The organism is Pseudomonas sp. PME37.24/006 (assembly GCF_055556635.1).
Genome location: NZ_JBVHNL010000001.1, coordinates 834621 through 860317, shown reverse-complemented (window position 1 = coordinate 860317; position 25697 = coordinate 834621). Strand labels below are relative to the sequence as shown.

Sequence of the window (25697 nt, the reverse complement as noted above, 5' to 3'; positions counted from 1 at the left end):
CGCTGTCCACATCGCTGACGTACTCTCGTCTTCCGGAGTACTCGCGAAGAGGCGTTGATACATGACTGGTTATCTCAAAAGCCTGTCCCTGCTGCTGGCGATCGGTCTGTTGGTGAGCGCCTGCAGCCAGACCAGCCTGGCCTATCGTAATCTCGACTGGGTGATCCCCTGGCGAGTGAACCAGTACCTGGATCTCGACTCACAGCAAAAAGCCTGGTTCAAGCCGCGCCTGCAAGCGCACCTCGACTGGCATTGCAGCAGCGAGCTGCCGCGCTACGTGGACTGGCTGCAACGAACCCAGGATCTGCTGCAAGAGCCGACACCCGGTGCAGGACAACTCGAAGCGCAGATGCTCGACGCCGAGCTGGCATTCCACGCCATCGTGCAAGAGACCAATGCCACCGCGGTGTCCTTGCTCCGAGACTTACGCCCGGAGCAGGTCGAGCGCCTCTATGCACGCATGGACAAGGACAACCTCGAAGATCGCCAGGAGTTTCTCGAACCACCACTAGAAACCCAGATCAGCGAACGCGCCGAGCGTCTGGAGAAACGCCTGACGCCCTGGTTAGGAAAACTGAATGACGTACAGCGTGCGCGAATTGGCGAATGGGCCAGCGAGCGCCGCGATCAGAATCGTCAGTGGCTGGAAAATCGCGCCCGTTGGCAGAGTGAGTTTCGTGCGGCGCTGGACGCACGCAATGAAGCGGACTACCCCGAACGCATGACCCAGGTACTGGAGAACCGCCGCGGCGCCCACGACGAACAGGCAAAGCAAGCCTACGAAGAATCACGTCAGGCCATGGCTGCCCTGCTCAGTGACCTGCTGGCAGCCGCCGATGACAAACAGCGAGCTCAGGCGGCCAAACGCTTCGCATCCATACAGAGCGATCTGGCAGGCCAGATCTGTACTGGCTGATCAACCTTGGGGCAGTCGCCAGTCGATAGGTGCCAGGCCATGTTGCTCGAGGAACTTGTTGGTGCGGCTGAAGTGACCGTTACCGATAAAGCCGCGGTGCGCGGACAGCGGTGACGGATGCGGCGAACGTAGCACCAGATGCTTGCTGGTATCGATCAGCCGCTCCTTGCTTTGCGCATGCGCCCCCCACAACAGGAACACCAGACGCGGACGCTGCTCACTGACAACCGAAATGATCCGGTCGGTGAATGGCTGCCAGCCCTTGGCGGCGTGAGAGCCTGCGTTGGCGCGCTCAACGGTCAGCGATGTGTTGAGCAGCAGCACGCCCTGCTCGGCCCAGGATTGCAGATAACCATGGCTGGGAATGTCGATGTTCAGGTCGCGCTTGAGTTCTTTGTAGATGTTCACCAGCGACGGCGGCGTGGCGACGCCCGGCTGCACCGAGAAGCACAGGCCATGCGCCTGGCCTGGGCCGTGATAGGGGTCCTGACCGATGATCACCACCTTGACCTGATCCAGGGGGGTGGAATCAAGCGCATTGAAAATCAGCGGTCCCGGCGGATAGATCTCTTTGCCAGCCGCCTTTTCCTGACGCAGAAAATCGCCCAGCGCACTCATGTAGGGCTTGTCGAACTCCTCGTAAAGCGCCTGTTTCCAGCCGGCTTCCAGCTTGACCTTATCTGCGGCGGACATGCCTGCTCCCGGGTAAATCAATGGAATCGGCACGCTAGAGAAGCACACAGATCAAGTCAAGGTCGGCGGCCGGAGCGGTCATTCAAAAATGATCGACCAAGAACAACTTTTTATACCAAAAGCGAATCACACATCTGGCTGAGAAAAGCGTAAAACGGAGCGGTCAACACCACAATAAAAACAAGGAACACATCATGAGACGATTGCTCGCCTTTCTCGCCCTGTGCGTCGGATTCAATGCCTGTGCGCAGGCCGCCGACCCCATCACACTCGGCCTCAACTATCCACGTACCGGCAGCTACAAGGAGGAAGGTCTGGCGCAGATGCGTGGCGCCTTACTGGCCATCGACGAGCTCAACGCTGGAGGTGGCGTACTGGGCCGAAGCCTGCGCCTGTCCAGCCTGGACGACGCGTCCCGCCCGGAGAAGGCCGAACGCAATGTCGACAAGCTGGCCAAAGAGGGTGCATCGATGCTCTTCGGTGGCGCCTCCAGCGCGGTGGCCATTGCCGCTGGCAAGCGAGCGGCACAGCATGGCCTGCTCTACTTCGGTACCCTCACCTACTCCAACGACACCACCGGCAAAGACGGACACCGCTACATGTTCCGCGAGTGCAACAACGCCTGGATGAGCGCCCAGGTACTGGGGCAGTACCTGAACAAACAACTGCCTGACAAACGCTACTTCTACGTCACCGCCGATTACACCTGGGGCAATACCACCGAGAGCTCTCTGCGGCAGACCACCAAGACCGAGGATTCAGCCAAGCACCCTGGTCTCAAGGTGCCCTTTCCCGGCGCCAATCTGGGCGATTACCAGAATGCACTGACCCAGGCAGCTGCCAGCAATGCCGAGGTGCTGGCTCTGGTACTGTTTGGAGAAGATCTGGTGCGAGCGATGCGTATTGCCAAGGATCTCGGACTCACCTCACGCATGCAGATCGTCGCTCCCAACCTCACGCAGAGCATCGTCGAACAGGCCGGTCCCGGCTTGATGGAAGGCGTGGTCGGCACCGAGCCGTGGACATGGCGCGTCCCAGAGCTGGAAAACTCAGCCCCCGGCAAAGCCTTCGTCAAGGCCTACAGCGAACGCTACGCCATGTATCCGTCCAGCTCGGCTGCCTCGGCCTACAGCATCGTCCAGCAATGGGCAGATGCAGCCAAGCGTGCTGGCAGCCTGGACAGCGAAGCCCTGATCAAGGCGCTGGAAGGCCACAGCTATACGCTGCTCAAGGATCGCCAGCAATGGCGCAGCTTCGACCATCAGAACATACAGACGGTATATGCCGTGAAAGTGAAACCCCGCTCCGAGGTGCTCAAGGATCCGCTCAAGCAGGATTATTTCGACATCGTCGAACGACTGGACGGCGGCACTGGCCTGCCCGACCTAAACACCTGGCAGACCGAACGACGCAACGCAGGCCAGCCATTGACGCTAAAGTGAGTAGCAGGCACTGAAGAGGACGCCCCATGAGTACGGCAATCGAACCTTACAAACCCGGTATCTTCGACCTGACCCACAAGCTCACAGTGGAAAAGCATGGCCATACGGCGCTGCTGACTATCAACAATCCGCCGGCCAACACCTGGGATCGCGAATCGCTGATTGGACTCAAATATCTGATCGAACATTTAAACCGTGACGACGATATCTATGCGCTGGTGTTCACCGGCCAGGGCGATAAATTCTTTTCCGCGGGCGCAGACCTGAAACTGTTCGCTGATGGTGACAAAGCCCGTGCCCGTGAGATGGCCAGCCGCTTCGGTGAAGCCTTCGAACAGTTACGTGATTTTCGGGGGGTGTCGATTGCCGCGATCAATGGCTACGCCATGGGCGGCGGCTTGGAATGCGCTCTGGCCTGTGACATTCGCATCGCCGAGCGCCAAGCCATGATGGCACTCCCGGAAGCCAGCGTCGGCCTGCTGCCCTGTGCCGGCGGTACGCAGCACCTTCCGTGGTTAGTGGGTGAAGGCTGGGCCAAGCGTATGATTCTCTGTGGCGAACGAATCGATGCTGAAACGGCGCTGCGTATCGGCCTGGTCGAGCAGGTGGTCGATCATGGTGAGGCTCGCGGCCATGCCTTGCTGTTGGCCTCCAAAGCGGCCAGCCAGAGCCCGGTGGCAGTGCGCGCCATAAAACCCTTGATTCAGGGCGCCCGCGAACGTGCCCCAAGCACTTGGCTGCCTACCGAGCGCGAGCGCTTCGTCGATCTGTTCGATGCCGCTGATACCCGCGAAGGCGTCAATGCCTTTCTGGAAAAGCGCCCACCGCAGTGGCGCAACACCTGATGTTTATTGGCAACAGCCTCTGAGAGCCGACATGAATGTCATCTTTGAAGAACGCCCTAGCCTGCATGGCTACCAGATAGGCATCGCCAGCCTGGACGCTCCCAACAGCCTCAACGCCCTGTCGCTGCCGATGATCGATGCCCTATACGATCGCCTACGAGCCTGGGCTGACGATCCACGCATCGCCTGCGTATTGCTGCGCGGCAACGGCAGCAAGGCATTCTGTGCAGGAGGCGACGTGGTGCAGTTGGCGAAACGCTGCCTGGCTAACCCCGGTGAAACACCGGAATTGGCGCACCGTTTTTTCGCCCATGAATACCGACTCGATCACTACCTGCATACCTACCGCAAACCATTGATCTGCTGGGCCCACAGCCATGTACTGGGCGGCGGCATGGGGCTGCTGCAGGGCGCTGGCATTCGCATCGTCACGCCGAGTAGCCGCCTGGCCATGCCCGAGGTCAGCATCGGCCTGTTCCCGGATGTCGGTGCCAGCCATTTCCTGTCCCGGCTACCCGGCAAGCTCGGCCTGTTCTTCGGTCTGACGGCCAGCCCGATGAACGCCCACGATGCTCTCGACCTGAATCTGGCCGATCGCTTCATGCTCGATACCCAGCAGGACGCGTTGATCGACGGGTTGATTCAACTGAACTGGCGTGAGCAGCCGGATCTGCAGCTGCATAGCCTGCTCAAGGCACTGGAACAACAGGCACGCAGCGAACTGCCAGCGGCCCAGTGGCTACCACGCAGGGAGCGTATCGACAGGCTACTCGACCAGTCCAATCTGCCCCTCAGCTGGAAGGCGATAGCGGCTCTGGAGAATGACGACGATGCCCTGCTGGCAAAAGCCGCCAGAACTCTGCTGGGAGGATGCCCGCTGACGGGCCATCTGGTGTGGGAGCAAATCCGGCGAGCACGGCACCTGTCTCTAGCCCAGGTGTTTCAGATGGAATACGGCATGAGCCTGAACTGCTGCCGACTTCCGGAATTCGCTGAAGGCGTGCGGGCCAGGCTAATCGACAAGGATCACGCACCGAGCTGGCACTGGCCCGATGTAAGTAGCGTGCCAGCGCAGGTGGTCGAGTCGCATTTCACCACGCTCGACGGTGAGCACCCACTGGCTCACCTCGGCTAGGATCTGTTGCCGTTTCAGCGCTCGCGTAAAGCTTCGGCGCGGGCGCGGATAATCGGCTTGAGCAGATAGCTGAGCACGCTCTTCTTGCCAGTGATGATGTCCACCGATGTGACCATGCCGGGAATGATCAGCAGCGGGCGCTCTTCGGTGCCGAGATGGCTTTTCTCGGTACGCAGCTTGATCAGGTAGAAGCTGTTGCCTTCCTCATCGGTCACGGTATCCGCGCCGATCTGCTCCAGCTTGGCCTTCAAGCCACCGTAGATGGTGTAGTCATAGGCGGTGAACTTGACCACCGCTTCCTGACCGGGATGCAGGAAGGCGATGTCCTGCGGACGGATGCGTGCCTCGACCAGCAGGGTGTCATCGATCGGCACGATCTCGACCATATCGCTGCCCGGCTGGATCACGCCACCAATGGTATTGACCAGCAGTTGCTTGACGATACCGCGTACGGGCGACGTCACCAGAGTACGGTTAACACGATCTTCGAGCGCCTTACCAGTAGACTGGATCTTGCTCAGGTCGGTGCGCGCCTCATTTAATTGAGTCAACGCCTCGCTGCGGAAGCGCCCACGGGTTTCATCGATCTTGCGCTCTACTTCCTTGATTGCCGCTTCCGCACGGGGGATAGCCAGGCCAGTGGCATCCAACTGACCACGGCTCTCGACTTCCGCCCGCTTTAGCCTCAGGACTTCCACCGGCGATACCGCACCTTCTGCCACCAGCGGCTCGGACATACGAATCTCCTGACGCAGCAGCTCCAGGCTGTTGCGGAACTGGCCTTGCTTGGAGACGAACTCACGGACTTCCTGGCGACGCTGGATCAGTTGTTCCTGCAAACCGGCAACTTCATCCTGTAACTGTTGCTGACGGCTGGCGAACAGTTGCTTTTCACTCTGCGCCAGGCCTGGCGCCTTTGCAGCGATATCGTCAGGGATCGCCAACTCGCGCCCATCAACTTCCGCACTCAGGCGTTCAACGCGCATGGACAGCGACAAGCGATCAGCCTCGGTCTCGCCGACATTCGAGGCGAAACGGGTGTCATCGAGGCGCAACAATGGCGCACCCGCCTCGACAATCTGACCCTCGCGCACGAACAGCTCGGAAACGATGCCGCCCTCAAGGTTCTGGATCTTCTGCAGCCGTGAGGATGGAATGGCCTTGCCATCACCACGGGTGACTTCATCGACCTCGGCGAAGTTGGCCCAAAGCAGGCAGAACACCACGAAGGCAATGATGCCCCATAGGGTAAGGCGCATGACCCTGGGCGCATCTTCGATGAGGGCTTTGCGAACTTCCGGCAGCGGCTCGTCGCCTATTTCGTCACGAGGGCCGAAGTAAGAAGAGACACCACGAAAAAAGCGCTTTAAAGAGTCTCTAACTGACACTGATCTGCCCCTTCTTCAACGCCTCCATGACGCTCTCTTTCGGGCCATCGGCGATGATGCGGCCACGGTCGACGATGACCAGGCGCTCGACCAGGGTGAGCATCGAGGCGCGGTGCGTTACCAGCAGCAAGGTCTTGTTCTTGCTGATCGCAGCGAGGCGCTGCTTGAGGCGCTCCTCGCCCGTGTTGTCCATGGCGCTAGTGGGTTCGTCAAGGAGCAGAATCGGCGGATCAAGCAGCAAGGCTCGAGCCAGCGCGACGTTCTGGCGCTGGCCACCGGAAAGGTTCTGGCCGCGTTCGCCCACCTGCAACTCATAGCCATTGGGGTGCAGCCGCGCGAATTCGTGTACGCCGGCAAGTTCGGATGCCTGCAGCACCAGTTCGTCCTCGACGTAGCGCGCACCGGACACCAGGTTGTCACGCAGCGTGCCGGCGAACAGTTGGATATCCTGCGGCACGTAGCCGATGTTGTAGCGCACGTCGCTGACATCCAGTTGACGCACATCGATACCGTCGACGAGCAAACTACCAGCATCGGCCTGATAAAGGCCCACGATCAGCTTAGCCAGTGAGCTTTTGCCTGAGCCGCTGCGGCCGATGATGCCGACCTTCTCACCAGGACGAATCATCAGATTGATGCCCTGCAGCGCGGCCTGCTGCTGATCGGGGTAATGGAAATCCAGCTGACGAAATTCGATCCCACCCTGCAGCGTCTGACGCTTGAGCGGGCGCTCATCGGCCTGGCGTTCCTGGGGCAGCTCCATCATGTGATTGACGGATTCAAGGGTCACGCGGGCCTGCTGATAACGGATCAGCAAACCGGACACCTGCGCCAACGGCCCAAGGGCTCGCGAGCTAAGCATGTAGCAGGCGATCAGACCACCCATGCTCAGGTTGCCGGCGATGATCTGGTACACACCGAGCACGATGACTACCACACCCGCCAATTGCTGCAGCAGCAACGTCGAGTTCATCGCCAGACTCGACAACATGCGCGCCTTCAATTCGAAACGCCCGAGGGTGCCGATCGTCTGCTCCCACATATACTGGCGTTCACTTTCGGCATTATTGACCTTCACCGCATCGAGGCCGGCCAGACTTTCGATCAGCCCGGACTGGCGCTCGGCAGCCAGCGCCATGCTGCGCTCCATGGTCTGTGCCAAGGGCCGCTGCAGGGCCCAGCCAATCAGGGCGACCAGCGGGAACGCCAGGATCGGAATCCATACCAGATGCCCGCCGAGATAGGCGATTACGGCAAGAATCAGGACGGTGAACGGCAGGTCGATAACGCTGGCCAACGTCAGTGAGGCGAGGAAATCACGCAGGCTCTGAAATTCGTGAATGTTCTGGGCGAAGCTGCCGACCCGCGCCGGTCGATGCTTCATCGCCATGCCGATGATCCGCTCGAACAGAGTGGCCGAGACGATCATGTCGGTCTTCTTGCCCGCCAGATCCAGACACAGACCACGCAGTGTCTTGAGCAGCAGATCGAAGATGAACACCCCGCAAATACCAACAGCCAGCACCCACAGGGTCGCTTCCGCCTGGTTCGGTACCACGCGGTCGTAGACGTTCATCACGAACAATGGGGTGACCAGGCCGATCAGATTGATCAGCAAGCTGGCAGCGACCGCGTCGATATACAACCAGCGCGATCGCATAAGGGTGTCACGGAACCAGGAACCCGCCCGGGGGATCAGCTCGCCACGGGCGAAGTCGAATTTGTGCTGAGGCTGGGCGAAGAACACGCGCCCACTGTAATCCTCAGCCAGGGTCTCGACGCTGACCCGAACCTCGCCACCCTCGGTCTCGCTGGGCATAATTCGCGCCTGCCCATCGGCCTCCCAGCCCAGCAACAAGGCGCTGCGACCATCGCGCAACAGCAACAGCGCGGGCATCGCCAATTCGGGGATCTTTTGCAGACTGCGGCGCAACCAGCGCCCCTGCAGCCCGGCACGAGCCGCTGCACGCGGCAACAGTTCGGCGCTCAGGCGCTGCTTGGGAAGGGGCAGCCCAGCGGTGAGCATGGCCCTGCTAACGGACTTCTGATGAAGACTGCACAAGGACAGCAGACTATCCAGCAAGGGATCATCGTAACGATCCCGAGGATCGTTACGCGGCTGGGACGGATCAGGTTCTACTGCCACTGCACAATTACCCTTTACCTGAAAAACCTGACTCTAGTTCAACTTGGGCAGTTGCACATCGGCCTTGATGATATCCAGCGGTACCGAAGCGACTGGCGCCGCGATGCCCTGGCTCTTGAGCAACGTGCCCGTGGTTGCCTTGATCCGGTAGTGGGTGAACAACTCGGTGAAGCGCACTTCTTCCAGACGACGGGCAGCAGTGAAGTACTCGTTCTCGCTATCCAGCAGATCGAGCAAAGTACGCTCGCCCAGGCCGAACTGTTTCTGATAAGAGTCGCGTACTCGGGAGCTGTGATCGACGTACTGCTGGGCGATCGGCAACTGTGCACGGGCATTCTGCAATGCGTTCCAGGCCAGGCCGACTTCTTCATTGAGAACCCGCAATGCGTTATTGCGGATATCCATGGCCTGGTTACTCAGGTAAGCCTTGGAGCGCACGTTGGCGCTGTCGCTACCACCCGCGTAAAGGTTGTAACGCATGCGCACCATCGCCTGCCATTCGTTGCTCTGCCCTTCCACACCATCGACGTTGTGGTTCGCGCCAGTCGACAGCTCAGCATCCAGGCGTGGGTAGAAAGAAGACTTGGCTGTCTGATACTGGGCCTCAGTGGCCTTCACATCGGCCTCGGCAGAACTGATATTGGGGTTGTTGGCCATCAGTTCGTCACGGGCGGCGGTCAAGTTTTCAGGCAGATGCACACCCATGCTGTCGGGCATGCTCAAGTCAGTAGCTTCGCGTCCCACTACGCTGAAATAAGTCACCTGCGCATCAGCCAGATTGGTCTGCTCGGTAAGCAGATTGTTTCGCGCCTGCGCGAGGCGGGCTTCGGCCTGATCCAGATCGGCCATACGCCCTACCCCGCGCTCACTGCGCAACGAAATCTGGTCGTAAATACGCTCGTGGCTGCGCAAATTCTCTTCTGCGAGACGCATGAGATCCTGGCGCTGCAGTACTTCGAGATAGACCTGGGCGACCTCCAGCGCAGTGCGCTCGGAGTTCGCCAGCAACGCATAGGCACGGGCGTTGACCGTCGCACGTTGACGGGCCACTTCCCCGCGAGTGGCGAAACCGTCAAACAGCATCTGCTGCACGGTTAGGCTGGATTCGGAGCGATTGAGGGTGCGATAGCCGCGATCATCAACGCCGCGGGTACTGTTGTTGTCAGTACCTTCGCGACCATATCCAGCCTGCAGCTCGACCCGCGGCAGGTAGCCAGCCTTGGCAACCTTCATTTCCTCTTCGACCGCCATCCGGGCGTTGATAGCCGACTGGATTTCAGGATGCACGTTGAGTGCATTCTGCATGGCCTCGGTGAGTGTTTGCGCCTGGGCCGAAACGGAAATCGCGAGGGCAAGAGGAAGAATGGCAATGAAACGCATGATCTATGAATTCCCTATAAAAACCGACACTTCGTCGGTATATATCAAGTCGCTGCACGACTAGCCGACAGCCTATCATTGCCGCTTGGTTTACAACGATTCACGGCGCGCCAAAAATCTGAAAATATCAAAGTGACATCACCGTGTGCGATTGTTTATGATCAGACCCGAAGGGTCAATAGTCTGGCGAAATTGATTCACTCATTAATACTCGCCAATTATATGACGATCCGTTTTTTGCAATATCCGCTATAACCGGTATAGACGTATTTCACAGGATTACCTCGCGCATGCGCGCATGGAGCTGTTTTTATGAGTAATTTCGCCGCTGTCATCAAATCGCTGATCGGTCAGGTATTCGTCATGTCGGTTGACGGGTTCAGACGCCAGGTCTTCGAAGGCGATCGCGTGTTCGCCGGTGAGCAAGTCACCACTGCGGATGGCGGCTCCGTTACTCTGGAAATGGCGGATGGCGAAGTCGTCACTCTGGGCGCGAATAGCTCCTGGCAAGCGGGTAATCCTGATTCGCAGGCCGTTGCCGATAGCGCAAACCAGGCAGCGAGCAGCGAATTCGAACAGGCGCTGGCTGCCGGCTTCGACCCGACCACCGATCTGGAGCCGACCGCAGCAGGCCCAGGAGCGGGTGGTGGTGGCGGTAGTGCTGGCGGCGGCCATAGCGCAGTCATGTTGAATGAAACCGCCCTGCGCGTCGATCCGACGATCGGTTTTGAAACTGCAGGCCCTGGCACACCAGGCTTCAACCTTATCGAAGATAACGACCCGGACATCTTTACCAACACTGCGGCGACTGCCACTGACAATCCGGACACCACCGCCCCCGTCATCACCGTCAATGCTCCGGCAATCACCAATGACACGACGCCGACCATTACCGGCACGACTAGTGCGCCTGTAGGCAGCACAGTCACGATCACGATTACCCAAGGCAGCACCGTCATCACCGTGACTACGCCGGTTCTGGCTGATGGCACCTACTCCGTCGATGTGCCACAACCGTTGGCTGAAGGCCCCTATACCGTAGGGGCCCAGGTTACCGATCCGGCTGGCAATACTGGCAACGCTACCGATAGCGGTGCTATCGACACCACTGCTCCGGCGATCACCGTTGATGCTCCAGCTGTCAGCAATGACACTACACCGACCATTACCGGTACTACCGATGCGCCAGTTGGCAGCACGGTCACGCTGACGATCACTCAGGGCAACACCGTCATTACCGTCACTACACCGGTTTTGGCCGGCGGCACCTATACCGTAGATGTGCCGCAGGCCCTGGCTGAAGGCCCTTATACCGTTGGCGCTCAGGTTACTGATCCGGCTGGCAACACCGGCTCGGCCACTGATAGCGGTGCCATCGACACCACTGCTCCGGCAATTACCGTCGATGCTCCGGCCATCAGCAATGACACGACGCCGACCATTACCGGTACTACCGATGCGCCAGTTGGCAGCACGGTCACGCTGACGATCACTCAGGGCAACACCGTCATTACCGTCACCACACCGGTTTTGGCTGGCGGCACTTACACCGTGGACGTTCCACAGGCTTTGGCTGAAGGCCCTTATACCGTCGGTGCCCAAGTTACCGATCCGGCTGGCAATACTGGCAACGCTACCGACAGTGGCGCTATCGACACTACGCCTCCGGCAATCACTGTCGATGCTCCGGCCGTCAGCAGTGATACGACCCCAACCATCACCGGCACTACCGATGCGCCGGTTGGCAGCACGGTCACGCTAACGATCACCCAAGGCAGCACCGTCATTACCGTGACTACACCGGTTTTGGCTGGCGGAACTTATACCGTCGATGTGCCGCAGGCTCTGACTGAGGGCCCTTATAACGTCGGCGCTCAGGTTACTGATCCGGCTGGCAATACCGGAAACGCTAACGACAGCGGTGCTATCGACACCACAGCTCCGACCATCACTGTCGAAGCCCCAGCCGTCAGCAACGACACCACGCCGACCATAACCGGTACTACCGATGCACCGGTCGGCAGCATCGTGACCCTGACCATTACCCAAGGCGCGATCACTTTCACCGTGACCACACCGGTACTGGCAGGTGGCACTTACACCGTCGAGTTGACCCAGCCATTGGCTGAAGGCCCGTACACCGTTGATGCCGCAGTCACCGATCCTGCCGGCAACACCGGCAACGCTAACGACAGCGGTGCTATCGACACCACTGCACCCGTCATCACAGTTGATGCCCCGGCAGTTAGCAACGACACCACCCCTACCATCACTGGCACCACCGATGCGCCAGTCGGCAGCATCGTTACGCTGACCGTCACTCAAAACGGCACAAGCTTCACTGTCACCACGCCGGTATTGGCAGACGGCACCTATACCGTCGATATCCCGCAGGCGCTGGCCGAAGGCCCGTACACCGTTGATGCCACAGTCACTGACCCGGCTGGCAACACTGGCAACGCTACTGACTCGGGTGCCATCGACACCACGGCTCCGATCATCACCGTCGAAGCCCCGGCAGTCAGCAACGATACGACGCCGACCATTACCGGTACTACCGATGCGCCAGTCGGCAGCATCGTGACGCTGACCATTACCCAGGGCGGCACAAGCTTCACCGTGACCACGCCGGTACTGGCAGGCGGTACTTACAGCGTTGAGTTGACCCAGCCATTGGCTGAAGGCCCGTACACCGTTGACGCCGCAGTCACCGACCCGGCTGGCAATACAGGCAACGCTAACGACAGCGGTGCTATCGACATTACAGCTCCACTGCCGACCATAACCCTCGACGCCAACATCACCGCCGATGACGTGATCAACCTCGTGGAGTCTGGCCAGCAAATCCCGGTCACCGGCACCGTCGGTGGCGACGCCAAAGTTGGCGATACCGTCACCCTGACCGTTAACGGCAAGACTTTCACCGGTCAGGTTCTGGCTGACAAAACCTTCAGCATCAACGTCCCAGGCGCCGACCTGGTGGCCGACGCTGGCAAGACCATCAACGCCAGCATCAGCACCACCGATGCCGCCGGCAACGTTGGCACCGCCAACGACACCGAAGGCTACAGCGTCGACACCACTGCACCAGTGCCGACCATCAGCCTCGACGCCAATATCACCGCCGATGACGTGATCAACCTCGTTGAGTCCGGCCAGCAGATCCCGGTCACCGGCACCGTCGGTGGCGACGCCAAAGTTGGCGATACCGTCACCTTGACCGTTAACGGCAAGACTTTCACCGGTCAGGTATTGGCCGATAAGACTTTCAGCATCAACGTACTGGGCGCCGACCTGGCAGCGGACGCTGGCAAAACCATCACCGCCAGCGTCAGCACCACCGATGCCGCGGGCAATATCGGCATTGGGAGAGACACCGAAACCTACAGCGTCGACACTACTGCACCAGTGCCGACCATCAGCCTCGATGCCAATATCACCGCCGATGACGTGATCAACCTCGTTGAGTCCGGTCAGCAGATTCCGGTCACCGGCACTGTCGGTGGCGATGCCAAAGTTGGCGATACCGTTACCCTGACCGTCAATAGCAAGACTTTCACCGGTCAGGTGACCAATACCAACGGCACGCTGGGTTTCAGCATCAACGTCCCAGGTTCTGATCTGGTCGCGGACGCTGGCAAGACCATCAACGCCAGCATCAGCACTACGGATGCCGCCGGTAACGTAGGCGTTGGTTCGGATACCGAAGGCTACAGCGTAGACACCACGGCTCCAGTGCCGACCATTTCGCTCGATGCCAATATCACCGCCGATGACGTGATCAACCTCGTTGAGTCCGGCCAGCAGATCCCGGTTACCGGCACCGTTGGCGGCGACGCCAAAGTTGGCGATACCGTCACCCTGACCGTTAACGGCAAGACTTTCACCGGTCAGGTATTGGCCGATAAGACTTTCAGCATCAACGTTCCTGGCGCTGACCTAGTCGCGGACGCTGGCAAATCCATTACCGCCAGCATCAGCACTACGGATGCCGCCGGCAACGTAGGTGTTGGTTCGGATACTGAAGGCTATAGCGTCGATACCACGGCTCCCGTACCGACCATCAGCCTCGATGCCAACATTACCGCCGATGACGTGATCAATATCGTCGAGTCGGGCCAGCAAATACCGGTAACCGGCACCGTCGGCGGCGACGCTAAGGTTGGCGATACCGTAACCCTGACCGTCAATGGCAAGACTTTCACCGGCCTGGTGACCAACACCAACGGCACGCTGGGCTTCAGCATCAATGTGCCAGGTTCGGATCTGGCCGCTGATAGCGACCGCACCATCGATGCCAGCATCAGCACCAGCGATGCCGCCGGCAATATTGGCGTTGGCAGAGACACCGAAACCTACAGCGTCGACACCACAGCCCCAGTGCCGACCATCAGCCTCGATGCCAATATCACCGCTGATGACGTAATCAACCTAGTCGAGTCTGGTCAGCAGATTCCGGTCACCGGCACTGTAGGCGGCGACGCCAAGGTCGGTGACACCGTCACCCTGACCGTTAACGGCAAGACTTTCACCGGTCAGGTATTGGCCGATAAGACTTTCAGCATCAATGTCCCTGGCGCTGACCTGGTAGCGGACGCTGGCAAAACCATCACCGCCAGCATCAGCACCACCGATGCCGCCGGTAACGTAGGTGTTGGTTCGGATACTGAAGGCTATAGCGTCGACACCACCGCTCCGGTGCCGACCATTTCGCTCGATGCCAACATCACCGCTGATGACGTGATCAACATCGTTGAGTCCGGCCAGCAGATCCCGGTCACCGGCACCGTCGGTGGCGACGCCAAGGTTGGCGATACCGTCACCCTGACCGTTAACGGCAAGACTTTCACCGGCCAGGTATTGGCCGATAAGACTTTCAGCATCAACGTTCCTGGCGCTGACCTAGTCGCGGACGCTGGCAAATCCATCACCGCCAGCATCAGCACGACCGATGCAGCCGGCAACGTTGGTACCGCCAACGACACCGAAGGCTACAGCGTCGACACCACTGCACCAGTGCCGACCATCAGCCTCGATGCCAACATCACCGCCGATGACGTGATCAACCTCGTTGAGTCCGGTCAGCAAATCCCGGTAACCGGCACCGTTGGCGGCGACGCCAAAGTTGGCGATACCGTCACCCTGACCGTCAATGGCAAGACCTTCACTGGCCTGGTGGCCAACACCAACGGCACGCTGGGCTTCAGCATCAACGTCCCAGGCGCTGACTTGGCCGCTGATAGCGACCGCACCATCGATGCCAGCATCAGCACCAGCGATGCCGCCGGCAATATCGGCATTGGCAGAGATACCGAAGGTTACGGCGTAGACACCACAGCCCCAGTGCCGACCATCAACCTCGATGCCAATATCACCGCTGATGACGTGATCAACATCGTTGAGTCCGGTCAGCAAATCCCGGTAACCGGCACCGTCGGTGGCGATGCCAAAGTCGGTGACACCGTCACCCTGACCGTCAATGGCAAGACTTTCACCGGTCAGGTATTGGCCGATAAGACTTTCAGCATCAATGTCCCTGGCGCTGACCTGGTAGCGGACGCTGGCAAAACCATCACCGCCAGCATCAGCACCACCGATGCCGCCGGTAACGTAGGTGTTGGTTCGGATACTGAAGGCTATAGCGTCGACACCACCGCTCCGGTGCCGACCATTTCGCTCGATGCCAATATCACCGCTGATGACGTGATCAACATCGTTGAGTCCGGCCAGCAGATCCCGGTCACCGGCACTGTCGGTGGCGATGCCAAGGTTGGCGATACCGTCACCCTGACCGTTAACGGCAAGACTTTCACCGGTCAGGTATTGGCCGATAAGACTTTCAGCATCAATGTCCCTGGCGCTGACCTGGTAGCGGACGCTGGCAAGACCATCACCGCCAGCATCAGCACCACCGATGCCGCCGGTAACGTAGGTGTTGGTTCGGATACTGAAGGCTATAGCGTCGACACCACCGCTCCGGTGCCGACCATTTCGCTCGATGCCAACATCACCGCTGATGACGTGATCAATATCGTCGAGTCCGGTCAGCAAATCCCGGTTACCGGCACCGTTGGCGGCGACGCCAAAGTTGGCGATACCGTCACCCTGACCGTCAATGGCAAGACCTTCACTGGCCTGGTGGCCAACACCAACGGTACCCTGGGCTTCAGCATCAACGTCCCAGGCGCTGACTTGGCCGCTGACAGCGACCGCACCATCGATGCCAGCATCAGTACCACCGATGCCGCAGGCAATATCGGCATTGGCAGAGATACCGAAACCTACAGCGTCGACACCACCGCTCCACTGCCGACCATCGGCCTCGATGCCAATATCACCGCCGATGACGTGATCAACCTCGTTGAGTCCGGCCAGCAGATCCCGGTTACCGGCACCGTTGGCGGCGACGCCAAAGTTGGCGATACCGTCACCCTGACCGTCAATGGCAAGGCCTTCACTGGTCAGGTTCTGGCTGACAAAACCTTCAACATCAACGTCCCAGGCGCCGACCTAGCCGCTGACAGCGACCGCACCATCGATGCCAGCATCAGTACCAGCGATGCCGCCGGCAATATAGGCATTGGCAGGGACACAGAAACCTACAGCGTCGATATCACGCCGCCCGTAGCGGCAATCGATATCGTCAAAATATCTGACGACACCGGAACACCTGGTGACTTCATCACACGTGACAGCACACTGACCGTGAGCGGTACCGTCGGTGCTCTGGCCTCTGGCGAAAAAGCCCAGATCAGCGTGGATGGCGGCACTACCTGGACTGATCTGAACGTCAGCAACGGCAGCTGGGATTACGCAGATGGCCGCACCCTCTCGCTGGGTGATCATAACTACCAGGTTCGTGTAGTCGATACCGCGGGTAACGTAGGTGCCACTGATACCCAGAAAGTCACCATTATCGCCAACCAGGATCCAATCGCGGTTAATGACCCAGGTACCGCGTCGGGGCTCACAGGTCAGTATTACGCCTACCACGAAGGTGCAAACCTTGACGGCGGCAACCTGAGTTCCTTGACTCAGGTACGTGCATTTATCGCCGCTAACTCACCTGATGCTGCGTTCGTAGCGAAGAACATCAACTACAGCCTGAGTGGTGGTGACCTTGGGGGTAACAACAACCTGCAGTCTTTCCTCGGCTCTGACGCCGCATCGTTGAATGTTGATCCGGAGAACAGCAGCGACGCCATCATAAAACTCAGCGGCACGCTGCAACTGCAGGCTGGAAGCTATCAATTCCAAGTTAAAGCAGATGATGGATACAGCATCTCGATCGACGGCGTGATCGTGTCCAGATTCGACGGCAACCAGTCACCGAGTACCAACAATGGTGCGTTCACCATTAATGAGTCGGGCTCGCACACCATTGAAATCATCTATTGGGATCAAGGTGGTCAGGCCGTATTGCAACCAACATTGAGCTTCGGTGGCGGCCCGTATCAACAGCTGGGCAGTTTCTCTCCGGCGCAGGCCAACCCTGCCCTGGTCACTGCGGAAGACAATGCGTTGACGATTTCGCAGGCCACTCTGCTCGCCAACGATACCGATGCAGACGGAGATAGCCTGCGTATCATTGGCGTGGACAATCCCAAGCACGGCACCGTTACGCTTAACGAAAACGGCACGATTACCTTCACGCCTGCGAGCAATTACTACGGCCCAGCTTCCTTCAGCTACACGATCAGTGATGGCAACGGAGGAACCAGCAAAGCAACTGTGACCGTGAACGTCACCGGCGACGCTGCTCCCGGCATCGGCGCAGTCGGCTCAGCCGTCGACAGTACCGGTGGTCAGGTGGATGAAGGAGACAATGCTGTTTTCACCATCAACCTGACAAATGCCAGCATTACCACTACGACATTCAGCCTGGCGCTGAATGCCGGTACTGCAACCGCGGGTAGCGATTACAACGGTACGCTGACCAATCAGAGCTTCAGCAACGGGGTGACCTATAACGCCTCTACTGGCCAGGTCACTGTGCCGGCTGGCGTATCCAGCTTCACCGTCACCGTGCCGACCATCAATGACACCGTTCATGAACAGAACGAAAACTTCACTCTCACCGTGGGCGGCAAGACGGGTACTGCGACCATCATCGACAACGATGCCGCTCCTACCGTCAGCACCGTCAGTGCTGCAGTGGACAGCACCGGCGGTCAAGTGGACGAAGGCGACAACGCCGTGTTCACCGTCAACCTGACCAATGCCAGCAGCACGCCAACCACCTTCAGCCTGGCACTGAATGCCGGTACCGCGACTGCGGGCAGCGACTACAACGCAGCCCTGGCCAATCAGAGCTTCAGTAATGGTGTGATTTACAACGCAACGACCGGAACTGTCACCGTTCCGGCAGGCGTTACCAGCTTCACGGTCACCGTGCCGACCATCAACGACACCGTCAGCGAACCGAACGAGACCTTCACACTGACCGTTGGCGGGAAGACCGGTACCGCAACCATCATCGATAACGATGCCGTGCCGACCGTCAGCACTGTCAGTGCAGCCGTCGACAGCGCTGGTGGCCCGGTCGATGAAGGCGATAACGCCGTCTTCACCGTCAACCTGACAAATGCCAGCAGCACGCCAACCACCCTCAGCCTGGCGCTGAATCCTGGAACCGCAACTGCAGGCAACGACTACAACGCGGCACTGACCAACCAGAGCTTTAGCAATGGCGTGACCTACAACGCGGCAACCGGAACCGTCACCGTGCCAGCTGGCGTCACCAGCTTCACCGTGACCGTGCCGACCGTTAACGACACCGTCTATGAGCAGACCGAGAACTTCACGCTGACTGTTGGTGGGAAGACGGGTACTGCGACCATCATCGACAACGATGCAGTACCGACAGTCAGCACCGTCAGCTCCGCTGTCGATAACACCGGTGGCCCAGTGGATGAAGGCGACAACGCCATATTCACCGTCAATCTGACCAACGCCAGCAGCACGGCGACTACCTTTAGCCTCGCCCTGAACTCTGGCACTGCCTTAGCTGGCTTCGATTACAACGCTGTTCTGAACAATCAAAGCTTCAGCAGCGGGGTGACCTACAACGCTCTAACCGGAGTTGTTACCGTTCCGGCAGGGGTGACTAGCTTCACTGTCACCGTACCAACCATCAACGACACCATCGCGGAGCCAACCGAAACCTTCTCACTAACTGTTGGCGGGAAAACTGGCACCGCAACTATCATCGACAATGATGCAGCTCCGACTGTCAGTACCGTCAGTGCAGCCGTGGATAGCGCTGGCGGCCAGGTCGACGAAGGTGACAGTGCAGTATTCACCGTCACCCTTAATAATGCCGGTAGCTCGCCAAGCACCTTTAGCCTGACGCTGACCCCAGGTACTGCGACTGCCGGTAGCGATTACAACGCGGCGCTAAGCAATCAGAGCTTCAGCAACGGCGTGTTCTACAACGTCATCACCGGCCAGGTCACCGTACCAGCTGGGGTGACCAGCTTCACGGTCACCGTGCCGACCATCAACGACACCGTCAGTGAGCCAAACGAAACCTTCAGCCTGACAGTGGGTGGCCAGACCGGCACCGCGACTATCATCGACAACGATGCGGCGCCGACCGTCAGCACTGTAAGTGCGGCGGTGGACAGCACCGGTGGCCAAGTGGACGAAGGCGACAACGCCATATTCACCGTCAATCTGACCAATGCCAGCAGCACGCCAACTACCTTCAGCTTGGCACTGAATGCCGGTACCGCGACTGCAGGTAGCGATTACAACGGTACGCTTACCAACCAGAGCTTCAGCAACGGGGTGACGTACAACGCCACCACTGGCCAGGTTACTGTGCCGGCAGGCGTCACCAGCTTCACCGTCACCGTACCGACCATCAATGACACCGTCAGTGAGCCGAACGAAACCTTCAGCCTGACCGTGGGTGGCCAGACCGGCACCGCTACCATCATCGACAACGATGCCGCGCCGACCATCAGCACTGTCAGTGCTGCCGTCGATAGCACTGGTGGCCAGGTCGATGAAGGCGATAACGCCGTGTTCACCGTCAACCTGACTAACGCCAGCAGCACGCCGACTACCTTCAGCCTGGCGCTAAATGCCGGTACTGCGACTGCAGGTAGCGATTACAACGGTACGCTGACCAACCAGAGCTTCAGTAATGGTGTGACCTATAACGCGGCGACCGGAACCGTCACCGTACCGGCAGGCGTTACCAGCTTCACCGTCACCGTGCCGACCATCAATGACACCGTCAGTGAACCGACCGAAACCTTCAGTCTGACTGTGGGCGGCCAGACCGGCACAGCTACCATCATCGACAACGATGCCGTGCCGACCATCAGCACCGTCAGCGCGGCGGTGGACAGCACCGGTGGCCAAGTGGACGAAGGCGATAACGCCGTCTTCACCGTCAACCTCACCAATGCCAGCAGCACGCCGACCACCTTCAGCCTGGCGCTGAATGCTGGTACCGCGACCGCGGGCAGCGATTACAACGGCACGCTGACTAATCAGAGCTTCAGCAACGGGGTGACCTACAACGCCACCACAGGCCAGGTCACCGTGCCTGCGGGTGTCACCAGCTTCACCGTCACCGTGCCGACCATCAATGACACCGTCAGCGAGCCGACCGAGAACTTCAGCCTGACTGTTGGCGGGAAAACCGGCACCGCCACCATCATCGACAACGATGCCGCTCCTACCGTCAGCACGGTAAGTGCTGCCGTGGACAGCACCGGTGGCCAAGTGGACGAAGGCGATAACGCCGTGTTCACCGTCAACCTGACCAATGCCAGCAGCACTGCCACGACCTTCAGCCTTGCGCTGAATGCCGGTACCGCGACGGCGGGTAGCGATTACAACGGCACGCTGACCAACCAGAGTTTCAGCAACGGCGTGACCTATAACGCAAGTACCGGCGTGGTGACGGTGCCAGCTGGCGTCAGCAGCTTCACGGTCACGGTTCCAACCATCAATGACACGGTCAGCGAGCCAACCGAAACCTTCAGCCTGACCGTGGGTGGCCAGACCGGCACCGCGACCATCATCGACAACGATGCCGCTCCTACCGTCAGCACTGTCAGTGCTGCCGTCGATAGCACGGGTGGCCAGGTCGATGAAGGCGACAACGCCGTCTTCACCGTCAACCTCACCAACGCCAGCAGCACGCCGACCACGTTCAGCCTGGCGCTGAATGCCGGTACTGCGACGGCAGGTAGTGATTACAACGGTACGCTGACCAACCAAAGCTTCAGCAACGGAGTGACCTACAACGCCACCACTGGCCAAGTCACCGTGCCGGCTGGCGTGACGAACTTCACCGTCACCGTGCCGACCATCAATGACACCGTCAGCGAGCCGACCGAGACCTTCACACTGAATGTCGGTGGGAAGACCGGTACTGCTACGATCATCGACAACGATGCAGTACCGACGGTCAGCACCGTCAGCTCCGCTGTCGATAACACTGGTGGCCCAGTGGATGAAGGCGACAACGCCGTCTTCACCGTCAATCTGACCAATGCCAGCAGCACGCCAACCACCTTCAGCCTGGTGCTGAATGCTGGTACCGCGACTGCAGGTAGCGATTACAACGGTACGCTGACCAACCAGAGCTTCAGCAATGGGGTGACTTACAACGCTGCGACCGGAACCGTCACCGTACCGGCTGGGGTGACCAGCTTCACCGTCACGGTGTCGACCATCAATGACACCGTCAGTGAACCGACCGAAACCTTCAGCCTGACCGTGGGTGGCCAGACCGGCACCGCTACGATCATCGACAACGACGCCGCTCCTACCGTCAGCACCGTAAGTGCTGCCGTAGATAGCACCGGTGGCCAGGTCGACGAAGGCGACAACGCCGTCTTCACCGTCAACCTCACCAACGCCAGCAGCACGCCGACCACCTTCAGCCTCGCGCTGACCCCTGGTACGGCTGTAGCAGGTAGCGACTACAACGCGGCGCTGACCAATCAGAGCTTCAGCAACGGAGTGACCTACAACGCCACCACTGGCCAGGTCACCGTGCCGGCAGGCGTGACGAACTTCACCGTCACCGTACCGACGATCAATGACACCGTCAGCGAACCAACCGAGACCTTCACTCTGACCGTGGGCGGCAAGACCGGCACCGCGACCATCTTCGACAATGATGCGGTGCCGACGGTCAGCACCGTCAGCTCGGCGGTGGATAACACCGGTGCCCAGGTCGATGAAGGTGACAATGCCGTCTTTACCGTAAACCTGAGCAACGCCAGCAGCACCGCCACTACCCTCAGCCTCGCGCTGACTTCTGGTACGGCGGTGGCCGGCAGTGACTACAACGCGACCAACCTGAGCTTCAGCAATGGGGTGACCTACAACGCCACCACCGGTCAGATCACCGTGCCGGCTGGCGTGACCAGCTTCACCGTCAGCGTGCCGACCATCAACGACACCGTTTACGAGCAGACCGAGTCTTTCACCCTGACCGTAGGCGGCAAGACCGGCACCGCGACCATCTTCGACAACGATGCGGTGCCGACCGTCAGAACCATCGAGGTTGGCCAGGCCGGCACGGCCGATGACAATGTGGTCGAAGGCAACAACCTGGTCTTCAACGTTACACTGAGCAATGCCAGCTCGACGCCGACTTCGCTGTCCTTCAACGCCAGCGGTACGGCGACCGCGAATGTCGATTACAAGCTGACCGGGCAGAGCTTCAGCAATGGTGTGACCTACGACGCAAGCACCGGGAAGATCACCGTACCGGCCGGGGTCACCAATTTCTCGGTGACGGTACAAACGCTTGCCGACAACGTGGTCGCGGAACCGCTGGAAACGGTGAGACTGGAGATCGGCGGGCAAACCGCAACCGGCGGCATCATCGACGGCACACCGGATGCCAAGGACGACAGCTACACCAAGGTCACGGGCCTGAAAGCCGAGTACTACGGCTATAACGACTCGGGCACTGGCGCGGGCAACGATGGCGCCAACCTGACCAACCTGAGTCAGGTTCGCCAGTTCATCGACGGACACAATCCATCGGCGACCTTCAACGCCACCACGCTGGATTACGGCAACCTGAGCAATTCGTCTGGCCTGGGCAATGGCACCAACCTGCAGAATTTCCTGGGTGTGAACACCACCACGGGCAATGGCACCAAGGCCAACTCGTTGTCGACCGATCCGGGCAACACCTCCGATGCCATCATCAAGATGAGCGGCTACGTCAACCTGGCGGCCGGTACCTATCAGTTCAGGGTGACCGCGGACGACGGATACAGCATCCGTATCAACGGGCAGGTGGTCGCCGAGTTCAACAACATCCAGTCGACCGGTACCGCTACCGGTAACTCGTTCACCATCACTGCGGCTCAGGCCGGTGCCCAGCAAATCGAGATCATCTACTGGGATCAGGGCGGCGATGCACGTCTCAAGGTCGAGCTCGGCCAGGGCGGCACCTACAAGGTCGTCGACTCGGACATGCTCTATCACGTGCCGGCAACTTCGAGCCTGGTGGTCGAGTCCGGCGATAGCCTGACGATCACCGGCAGCACCCTGCTCGGCAACGACACCGATCCGAACGGCGACGCACTGTCCATTACTGGCGTGCAGAACGCCACCAACGGCACGGTCAGCCTGAACAACGGCAACGTCATCTTCACGCCGAAGGAAGGCTTCTACGGCGATGCCACCTTCCAGTACACCATCAGCGATGGCAAAGGCGGCTCGGATACCGCTACAGCCACTTTGAAGGTGACCAAACCGGCTGACGTGATCCATCTGGCTGGTGACGGTGCAAACGACAATGGCGACAACACCATTCGCGGCGGTGGCGGTAATGACGTACTGCTGGGTGATGCTGGCGGTACGCTGACGACCATTCAGCCAGCGACTAACTACAACATCGCCTTGCTGGTCGACACCTCCGGCAGTATGCAGGGCAACCGGATGACGTTGACCAAGGAAGCACTCACCAGCTTCGTGAAAACCCTTGCCGGCCACGATGGCGTGATCAATATCGCGCTGGTCGGCTTTGCAGGGGAAGTGACCCTGAGTGCCAAGGTTTCCGATCTTCAGAGCGGTGCCAAGCTCGATAGTCTGCTGGCGGACATCCAGAAACTCACCGCCAACGGCGGCACCAACTATGAAAGCTCGTTCAAGGAGGCATCCGCCTGGTTCGACGTCCAGAGTGCTGCCGGTAAAACTGCCGCAGCGGGCTATGAAAACCTGACGTTCTTCCTGTCCGACGGTGACCCGACCTTCTACTACAACGGCAATACCACGACCGTCAGTGGCAACGGCTCCACCACCAACAATGACGTGCTACTTGGCTCGCTCGATACCTTCAACGTATTGGCTGGCAAGAGCGCCGTGCACGCCATTGGCATTGGCACTGGGATCAGCGAAAAGAACCTCAGCCTGTTCGACAACACCACGGACTCGCCAGCGTCCACCTATCTGGCCAATGGCTCGACGGCCACGTTGGCCAACTTCAACAACAACACAAGCAGTTGGAACAACCTGGCCAATTGGGAAACGTCTGGAACCGGTGGCAACAGTGGCTCGGTGAGCCGCAGCTCGGACACGCTGGTTATTCGTGATACATGGGGTGGGACGCCCGTGACTGCCGCGACTCCGACGATGACGGTTGCCGAAGGTGCCTTCAGTAGTCTGAGGTTCGCCTATGGCACAACGGATACCGGAAACGGCGATTCACTCTCTTGGAAGCTGCAGCAGTTTGTGAGTGGCGCCTGGGTCGATGTACAAACCGGTGGTGGTACTACCGGCGGCAATTGGACGAGCGTGGAAACATCGGTGGTGGGTGCAGGTACCTATCGCCTGGCTTTCGGTGTCGACGACAAGTCGTTCAACCTCAGCAATGCCTCGATGTCGATCGACAACATCACACGCGTGGACTACACCAAAGTGCCGGTCGGCAAGGTCGAGATCGTCAACTCGGCCGATGAACTCTCGGTCGCCCTGCACGGCGGCTCCAACGCCTACGTTCCGGTTACGGTCGGCAACGACACCATCTACGGTGGCGATGGCAACGACATCATCTTTGGTGACGTTATCAACACCGATGGCCTGAAGTGGGGAGTTGACGGTAACCCGGTCAAACCAACCGAGCTGCATGATGGCGCTGGTGTGAAGGCCCTGGAAACCTTCCTGGAGCTGAAGAACGGTGTCGCGCCAAGCAATGCCGACCTGTACGACTACATCCGCGCCAACCACGAGACCTTCAACGTGGCGGGTGATACACGTGGCGGGTCAGATCACCTGTATGGCGGTGCCGGTAACGACATCCTCTACGGTCAGGGCGGCAATGACTTCCTGATCGGCGGCGCGGGTGACGATATCCTGTTCGGCGGCGCGGGTGCCGATACCTTCGTCTGGCAGAAAGGTGATTTCGGCAAGGACGTGATCAAGGACTTCAGCGTGGCCGAGGGCGATACCATCGACCTCAGTTCCCTGCTGCAGGATCACAGCAACAACCTGGACAGCTACCTGAAACTGGTAACGGACAACGGCAGCTCCACCCTGTTGATCAGCACCAAAGGCGAGTTCAGCAACGGCGACACCACCACGCAACAGGTTGCCGCCAAAGCCGATGTGCAGATCGACTTGGGCCACGCCAGCCTGCCGAGCTACGACATCAACTCGCTGATCGCCAACCACACGATCAAAGTCGATCCATGATAGGCCCAATGCCCCGCCACACTTTCGTGGCGGGGCGCTAAGCTGTAGGCACAGGTTTATCGGGAGAAGAT

9 protein-coding genes are annotated in these 25697 nt (G+C 59.4%); 5 read left to right on the top strand and 4 right to left on the bottom strand.

Annotation, left to right across the window (positions count from 1 at the left end):
• Window positions 1–61: 61 nt before the first annotated feature.
• Entirely contained in the window at window positions 62–916 is an 855-nt protein-coding gene (locus tag ACZ3GY_RS03890; protein WP_465908996.1) for a DUF6279 family lipoprotein, read from the top strand.
• On the opposite strand, the gene ung is transcribed toward ACZ3GY_RS03890, so the two are convergent.
• Window positions 917–1609: a uracil-DNA glycosylase gene (gene ung, locus ACZ3GY_RS03885; protein ID WP_463564003.1), complete on the bottom strand. Its 693-nt coding sequence runs from the start codon at window positions 1607–1609 to the stop codon at window positions 917–919.
• A 194-nt stretch (window positions 1610–1803) separates the two neighbouring features.
• On the opposite strand from ung, the gene ACZ3GY_RS03880 reads away from it, so the two are divergent.
• Genes ACZ3GY_RS03880 through dspII form a run of 3 tightly spaced genes read left to right on the top strand, consistent with a single transcriptional unit; the run spans window position 1804 to window position 5031 of the window.
• Window positions 1804–3051: an ABC transporter substrate-binding protein gene (locus tag ACZ3GY_RS03880; RefSeq protein WP_463564002.1), complete on the top strand. Its 1248-nt coding sequence runs from the start codon at window positions 1804–1806 to the stop codon at window positions 3049–3051.
• 26 nt (window positions 3052–3077) lie between these two features.
• On the top strand, window positions 3078–3896 hold the full coding sequence (locus ACZ3GY_RS03875) for an enoyl-CoA hydratase (RefSeq protein WP_465908995.1): 819 nt from the start codon (window positions 3078–3080) through the stop codon (window positions 3894–3896).
• Window positions 3897–3927: 31 nt separating this feature from the next.
• Window positions 3928–5031 (top strand): enoyl-CoA hydratase/isomerase DspII, encoded by a 1104-nt coding sequence (gene dspII / locus ACZ3GY_RS03870; RefSeq protein WP_465908994.1) that lies wholly within the window; start codon window positions 3928–3930, stop codon window positions 5029–5031.
• Between the two features lie 14 nt (window positions 5032–5045).
• Here the strand turns inward: dspII and ACZ3GY_RS03865 are convergent, their stop codons facing one another.
• From ACZ3GY_RS03865 to ACZ3GY_RS03855, 3 genes are read right to left on the bottom strand one after another with little or no spacing between them, the layout of a single operon-like run.
• Window positions 5046–6419: an HlyD family type I secretion periplasmic adaptor subunit gene (locus ACZ3GY_RS03865; RefSeq protein ID WP_463563999.1), complete on the bottom strand. Its 1374-nt coding sequence runs from the start codon at window positions 6417–6419 to the stop codon at window positions 5046–5048.
• Complete coding sequence (locus ACZ3GY_RS03860; protein WP_463563998.1) at window positions 6409–8565, bottom strand: type I secretion system permease/ATPase; 2157 nt, start codon at window positions 8563–8565, stop codon at window positions 6409–6411. Before ACZ3GY_RS03860 ends, ACZ3GY_RS03865 begins: the two co-directional genes overlap by 11 nt.
• Window positions 8566–8598: 33 nt before the next feature.
• Window positions 8599–9945, bottom strand: coding sequence for a TolC family outer membrane protein (locus tag ACZ3GY_RS03855; protein ID WP_463563997.1), 1347 nt, complete (start codon window positions 9943–9945; stop codon window positions 8599–8601).
• Window positions 9946–10257: 312 nt separating this feature from the next.
• Between ACZ3GY_RS03855 and ACZ3GY_RS03850 the strand changes: the two genes are divergently transcribed.
• Window positions 10258–25626 (top strand): Ig-like domain-containing protein, encoded by a 15369-nt coding sequence (locus ACZ3GY_RS03850; RefSeq protein ID WP_465908992.1) that lies wholly within the window; start codon window positions 10258–10260, stop codon window positions 25624–25626.
• Window positions 25627–25697: the final 71 nt, after the last annotated feature.